The organism is Ruixingdingia sedimenti (assembly GCF_031432425.1).
GTDB classification, from domain to species: Bacteria; Pseudomonadota; Alphaproteobacteria; order Rhodobacterales; family Rhodobacteraceae; genus Ruixingdingia; species Ruixingdingia sedimenti.
The window spans coordinates 1-1,429 of sequence record NZ_JAVKPH010000107.1 but is presented as its reverse complement, the minus strand read 5'-3'; the positions used below and the strand labels follow the sequence as shown (position 1 = coordinate 1,429).

Genomic DNA, 1,429 nt, shown 5'->3' with positions numbered 1-1,429 from the left:
GTGCCCATGGTCGGGCCGTTCAGCGCGTGGCGGCCCGGGTCAGTAGATATCTTCGGCATAGCGCCCCTCCGCTTTCAGCGCGAGCGGGGTAAGGCCCGTCGGCGCGAGGATGTCGGTCAGCGCCTCGGCCACACCCGAGGCCATGTCGCGCCCGCCGCAGACCATGATGCGCGCGCCTTCGTGCACCAGCCGGATCAGTTCAGCGCCCTCGGCCCGCAGCGCGTCCTGGACATAGCGCGGCTTTGCCCCGCGCGAGTTCGCGGTGGTCAATCGCGTCAGACGGCCATCGACCTGCCAGCCGGCCAGATCGTCGCGATACAGGAAATCGCTGTCGGGGTGGCGCATCCCGAAGGCCAGATGGATGGGCCGCTTGCGGCTGTTGCCCCGGATGAAGCCCGCAAGCGGGCCGATGCCGGTGCCGGCGCCGATCAGGATCAGCGGCGAGCGTCCTGCTGCGGCATGGAAAGCCGGATTGTGCCGGACGAAGGCGCGGATCGCCTGGCCCGGCTTCAGCGCCAGAAGCTGACCCGAGCAGAGGCCGCCGGGATGCTTGCGCACCACGATCTCGACGAACCCGTCGCGCCGTCCGGAGGCCAGCGAGTAGAAGCGCGGCAGATCCGCACCCTCGGGCAGAACGCCGAGGAGATCACCGGCCTGAAACCGGCCAAACCCCCGACCTGTCAGCCGTTGCAAAAACGTCGCCTCGGGTAGGGCAAAGCGCAGGATCGTGGTCGGCGCCTGCACCTCCGCCCCGTAATCACGGCGCGAGATCAGGGTGAGCCGCCCCGTCACGGGCGGGGTTGGCACATGTTCGAGCGTAAGCTCGATCCCCAGCGCCGCCCCCAGGGCGCGGCCCCAGCGGGCGAAATCCTGCGGCGACTGGCGATCGACCGTGTCGAAGGGCATCAATTGCGCCCAGCCTTTGGCAGCAGCCCGACTCCCGACTTCATCGGCGAACGCGCAGAACGCGGGAAAGCTGCGATCGCCGAAACCAAGCACCGCAAGCGGGGCCTCAGGGACAGATTCCAGCGCCGCGAGGCGTTCAATGAACCCCTTCGCCGTGGCGGGAGCCTGTCCCTCGCCCCAGGTGGCGGCGAGAATGACGAACCGTTCGGCCTGCGGATAGCGCGCCGGCTCGAAACCGGACATTGGCGCGACATGAACATGCTGGCCCGCCGTGGTCAGCGCATGTTGGAGCGTCGCAGCGAAACCCCAGGTGCTGCCGCCCTCCGAGCCCACCAGCAGGATGGTCGCAGCGCCGTTTGCAGGATGATTGCCACGGAGACGCGGTCTTGACCGCCGCCCCGCGAACCAGAGCACAAGACCACTCACCCCCATTGCCGGCACGCCGAGCGCCAGCACACCCAGCACGAGGCCGAGAGATGCGGCCCCCTGCCCGGTATGCAGCATGTAGATGGTTTCAGATATC

1 protein-coding gene is annotated in these 1,429 nt (G+C 68.4%); it reads right to left on the bottom strand.

Features of this window, described 5'->3' with window-relative positions; genetic code table 11:
- Window positions 1–39 precede the first annotated feature (39 nt).
- Window positions 40–1,429: flavodoxin domain-containing protein (locus RGD00_RS23270; RefSeq protein ID WP_310459611.1), on the bottom strand; the 1,390-nt coding region annotated here is incomplete at its 5' end.